At 57.6% G+C, this 5765-nt stretch carries 3 rRNA genes; all 3 read right to left on the bottom strand.

The window, feature by feature from the left end:
• Positions 1 to 8 precede the first annotated feature (8 nt).
• Positions 9 to 125 (bottom strand): 5S ribosomal RNA (gene rrf / locus C8K30_RS30130).
• A 153-nt stretch (positions 126 to 278) separates the two neighbouring features.
• Positions 279 to 3414, bottom strand: a 23S ribosomal RNA gene (locus C8K30_RS30125).
• Positions 3415 to 4024: 610 nt separating this feature from the next.
• Positions 4025 to 5549, bottom strand: a 16S ribosomal RNA gene (locus C8K30_RS30120).
• The 16S, 23S and 5S rRNA genes sit together here, the layout of an rRNA operon.
• Positions 5550 to 5765: the final 216 nt, after the last annotated feature.

Here is a 5765-nt window from a genome sequence, read left to right as displayed (position 1 = left end):
GAATGGTTGTCCGGCGGCGTCCTACTCTCCCACCCCGTCTCCAGGGCAGTACCATCGGCGCTGTAGGGCTGAGCTTCCGGGTTCGGAATGGGACCGGGCGTTTCCCCCACGCTAAGACCACCGTAACACTATCGAGTACCAGGCAAACCCCGTCATCCCACACTCAACCCGAACGCAAGGATTCGGGCGTGGTGGGGGGGTGTGGTGCCCGTGACTCGGGAACCGCATAGTGGACGCGTCGCACAACAATTGATTCTTATTACCCGCGAAAAGGGTGTGTTGTGAAGTTGTTGGCAGGTTAGTACCGGTCAGCTCCGACAGTCTTCAGTCCTGTCTTCCACATCCGGCCTATCAACCCAGTGGTCTGCTGGGTGCCTCCCACCCCCGAAGGGGTATGGAAACCTCATCTCGAAGCAGGCTTCCCGCTTAGATGCTTTCAGCGGTTATCCCTTCCGAACGTAGCCAACCAGCCGTGCTCCTGGCGGAACAACTGGCACACCAGAGGTTCGTCCGTCCCGGTCCTCTCGTACTAGGGACAGCCCTTCTCAAGTTTCCTGCGCGCGCAGCGGATAGGGACCGAACTGTCTCACGACGTTCTAAACCCAGCTCGCGTACCGCTTTAATGGGCGAACAGCCCAACCCTTGGGACCTACTCCAGCCCCAGGATGCGACGAGCCGACATCGAGGTGCCAAACCATGCCGTCGATATGGACTCTTGGGCAAGATCAGCCTGTTATCCCCGGGGTACCTTTTATCCGTTGAGCGACGGCGCTTCCACAAGCCACCGCCGGATCACTAGTTCCGACTTTCGTCCCTGCTCGACCTGTCGGTCTCACAGTCAAGCTCCCTTGTGCACTTGCACTCGATACCTGATTGCCAACCAGGCTGAGGGAACCTTTGAGCGCCTCCGTTACATTTTAGGAGGCAACCGCCCCAGTTAAACTACCCACCAGGCACTGTCCCTGATCCGGATCACGGACCGAGGTTAGACATCCGAAGCGATCAGAGTGGTATTTCAACAATGACTCCACCCGAGCTGGCGCCCTGGCTTCACAGTCTCCCACCTATCCTACACAAACCGCACCGAACACCAATACCAAGCTATAGTAAAGGTCCCGGGGTCTTTCCGTCCTGCTGCGCGTAACGAGCATCTTTACTCGTACTGCAATTTCGCCGAGTTCGCGGTTGAGACAGCGGAGAAGTCGTTACGCCATTCGTGCAGGTCGGAACTTACCCGACAAGGAATTTCGCTACCTTAGGATGGTTATAGTTACCACCGCCGTTTACTGGGGCTTAAATTCTGAGCTTCGCCCAAAGGCTGACTCGTCCTCTTAACCTTCCAGCACCGGGCAGGCGTCAGTCCGTATACATCGTCTTGCGACTTCGCACGGACCTGTGTTTTTAGTAAACAGTCGCTTCTCCCTGGTCTCTGCGGCCCTCCCCGCGTCCCCCAGCAAGTGGGTTAACGGTTCAGGCCCCCCTTCTCCCGAAGTTACGGGGGCATTTTGCCGAGTTCCTTAACCACGATTAGCTCGATCGCCTTAGTATTCTCTACCTGACCACCTGAGTCGGTTTAGGGTACGGGCGGCTAGTCCCTCGCGTCGAGGCTTTTCTAGGCAGCATAGGATCACCAGATTCCCGCATACACGGTCACTATCAGCTCTCACCCTGTATGACACCCGGATTTGCCTAGGTGTCGGGCTACGACCTTGGACGTGGACAACCATCGCCACGCCTGGCTACCTTCCTGCGTCACCCCTGTTAACACGCTTACCTACTACCGGATCAGGTCCCACGCCTCCCCAGCGGTCCGGTCCGAAGACCAGTGTGCTGGCTTGGGGTGGTTAGTATCACCGGGCTCGGTATGGGCGGTACTTCGCCGGTAGGAGAATATCAACTCCTTGTCCATCGACTACGCCTGTCGGCCTCGCCTTAGGTCCCGACTTACCCAGGGCGGATGAACCTGGCCCTGGAACCCTTGGTCATTCGGCGGACGGGATTCACACCCGTCATTCGCTACTCATGCCTGCATTCTCACTCGTGTAGGCTCCACCGCTAGGTCACCCTGCGACTTCACTGCCCACACGACGCTCCCCTACCCACCCACACACCTGAACACACAGAACAAGTCTGGTGCTGGGCTAACGTGTGAGTGCCACGGCTTCGGCGGTGTGCTTGAGCCCCGCTACATTGTCGGCGCGGAATCACTTGACCAGTGAGCTATTACGCACTCTTTCAAGGGTGGCTGCTTCTAAGCCAACCTCCTGGTTGTCTGTGCAACTCCACATCCTTTCCCACTGAGCACACGCTTAGGGGCCTTAGCCGGTGATCTGGGCTGTTTCCCTCTCGACCACGGAGCTTATCCCCCGCAGTCTCACTGCCGCGCTTGCACTTACCGGCATTCGGAGTTTGGCTGACGTCAGTAACCTGGTGAGGCCCATTAGCCATCCAGTAGCTCTACCTCCGGTAAGAAACACGCGACGCTGCACCTAAATGCATTTCGGGGAGAACCAGCTATCACGAAGTTTGATTGGCCTTTCACCCCTAACCACAGGTCATCCCCCAGGTTTTCAACCCTGGTGGGTTCGGTCCTCCACGCCGTCTTACCGGCGCTTCAACCTGCCCATGGCTAGATCACTTCGCTTCGGGTCTAGACCCGGCGACTATGAACGCCCTATTCGGACTCGCTTTCGCTACGGATACCCCACACGGGTTAACCTCGCCACCGAGCACTAACTCGCAGGCTCATTCTTCAAAAGGCACGCCGTCACCCCTGCACACCCCACAAAGAGGCTGGAGGCTCCGACGGATTGTAGGCACACGGTTTCAGGTACTATTTCACTCCCCTCCCGGGGTACTTTTCACCTTTCCCTCACGGTACTTGTCCGCTATCGGTCACTAGGTAGTATTTAGGCTTAGCAAGTGGTCTTGCCAGATTCACACGAGATTTCACGGGCCCCGTGCTACTTGGGATCCCCTCCACCAGGCCATATCATTTCGTCTACGGGACTCCCACCCACTACGGTCCGGTATTCAACCCGGTTCGACTATGACACGACTTTCTCACTGGCCGGAGAACTGTCAGATTCTCCCAGAAGGTCCCACAACCCCGCACACGCAACGCCTGACAGCTTGACACGCATACGGTTTGGCCTCATCCGCTTTCGCTCGCCACTACTCACGGAATATCTCTTCCTGTCGGTACTGAGATGTTTCACTTCCCGACGTTCCCTCCACACGCCCTATACATTCAGGCGCGGGTAACCGAACATGACTTCGGCTGGGTTCCCCCATTCGGAGACCCTCGGATCACAGCTCGTCTGCCAACTCCCCGAGGATTATCGCAGGCTACAACGTCCTTCTTCGGCTCCTAGTGCCAAGGCATCCACCAATGTGCCCTAAAAAACTTCAACAACACAAAATCACAGAAACCAAGAAAGACCGAGACAAACAAACACCACACACACAACCACACCCGAAGGCCGGCCACACATGCAGCACCCATGTTTCACGGTCGCAATCTTGGAAAAAATCAAAGATGCTCGCGTCCACTATGCAGTTCTCAAGCAACGGACGAACCCACCAGGCACACCATGACCACCACCACCAGACAAGCCGGCTGGTATGACCACGACCCGATGACCCGTACCACCAGAAACACTCGACACCTCCAGGACCCCGCCCCCACACGCACCCGCCGACCCCGAAGGAACCAGCGACCACCCATGAAGACCCGATCCCGTGGCCGGTTGCCTCAGGACCCAACAGTGTGCTTGGCGAACCCCACCCATCTACGAGGACCGCGTTCCAGCCCGTGACAAGCACCGGCGTACTAGCAGCCACCCACAGACACGGGGACTCTTCGTCAATGTTCCACCCATGAGCAACCACCCCAGACGCGTACGGCCTGGGCCTGGCCTCTGCCACCAGCACCAGCAGCACCCCCGCAGGGATGCACCCACCACAACGGGCAGGCACGCCGGCAACCCCAGCATGTGGGGCCTGATGGAGACGAGCTCCTTAGAAAGGAGGTGATCCAGCCGCACCTTCCGGTACGGCTACCTTGTTACGACTTAGTCCCAATCGCCAGTCCCACCTTCGACCACTCCCTCCCACAAGGGGTTGGGCCGTGAGCTTCGGGTGTTACCAACTTTCGTGACTTGACGGGCGGTGTGTACAAGGCCCGGGAACGTATTCACCGCAGCGTTGCTGATCTGCGATTACTAGCGACTCCGACTTCACGGGGTCGAGTTGCAGACCCCGATCCGAACTGAGACCGGCTTTTTGGGATTCGCTCCACCTCACGGTATCGCAGCCCTCTGTACCGGCCATTGTAGCATGCGTGAAGCCCAAGACATAAGGGGCATGATGATTTGACGTCATCCCCACCTTCCTCCGAGTTGACCCCGGCAGTCTCCCATGAGTCCCCGGCATAACCCGCTGGCAACATAGGATAAGGGTTGCGCTCGTTGCGGGACTTAACCCAACATCTCACGACACGAGCTGACGACAACCATGCACCACCTGTGTACGAGTGTCCAAAGAGAACCCCATCTCTGGGGCTTTCTCGTACATGTCAAGCCTTGGTAAGGTTCTTCGCGTTGCATCGAATTAATCCGCATGCTCCGCCGCTTGTGCGGGCCCCCGTCAATTCCTTTGAGTTTTAGCCTTGCGGCCGTACTCCCCAGGCGGGGCACTTAATGCGTTAGCTGCGGCACGGAACCAGTGGAACTGACCCCACACCTAGTGCCCAACGTTTACGGCATGGACTACCAGGGTATCTAATCCTGTTCGCTCCCCATGCTTTCGCTCCTCAGCGTCAGTAACTGCCCAGAGACCTGCCTTCGCCATCGGTGTTCCTCCTGATATCTGCGCATTCCACCGCTACACCAGGAATTCCAGTCTCCCCTACAGCACTCTAGTCTGCCCGTACCCGATGCAAGCCCACAGTTGAGCCATGGGATTTCACACCAGACGCGACAGACCGCCTACGAGCTCTTTACGCCCAATAATTCCGGACAACGCTTGCGCCCTACGTATTACCGCGGCTGCTGGCACGTAGTTAGCCGGCGCTTCTTCTGCAGGTACCGTCACTTACGCTTCTTCCCTGCTGAAAGAGGTTTACAACCCGAAGGCCGTCATCCCTCACGTGGCGTCGCTGCATCAGGCTTTCGCCCATTGTGCAATATTCCCCACTGCTGCCTCCCGTAGGAGTCTGGGCCGTGTCTCAGTCCCAGTGTGGCCGGTCGCCCTCTCAGGCCGGCTACCCGTCGACGCCTTGGTAGGCCATTACCCCACCAACAAGCTGATAGGCCGCGAGCCCATCCCCCACCGAAAAACTTTCCAACACCCACCATGCGGCAGGCGCTCATATCCGGTATTAGACCCCGTTTCCAAGGCTTATCCCGAAGTAGGGGGCAGGTTGCTCACGTGTTACTCACCCGTTCGCCACTGATCCACCCCTGCAAGCAGGGGCATCACCGTTCGACTTGCATGTGTTAAGCACGCCACCAGCGTTCGTCCTGAGCCAGGATCAAACTCTCCGTAAAAGAGAAACATCCACACCCACCACAAAAGGGCGAGCGCGAACAATGATACCGGCCAGACCAATCTGATGATTGTGTCCGTCCAAACAAAACCCCCACAAGACACGACCCCACCAACCAGACGGTCAGCAAAGCCACACCCCGCAAAGGGCCAAACAATTTGGCATTGACTATCAAGCACACTGTTGAGTTCTCAAACAACCGACGCACACCGCCAGA

The sequence above is a fragment of the Promicromonospora sp. AC04 genome, from assembly GCF_003058225.1.
Classification (GTDB): domain Bacteria; phylum Actinomycetota; class Actinomycetes; order Actinomycetales; family Cellulomonadaceae; genus Promicromonospora.
This window is presented reverse-complemented; position numbering and strand designations above follow the sequence as displayed.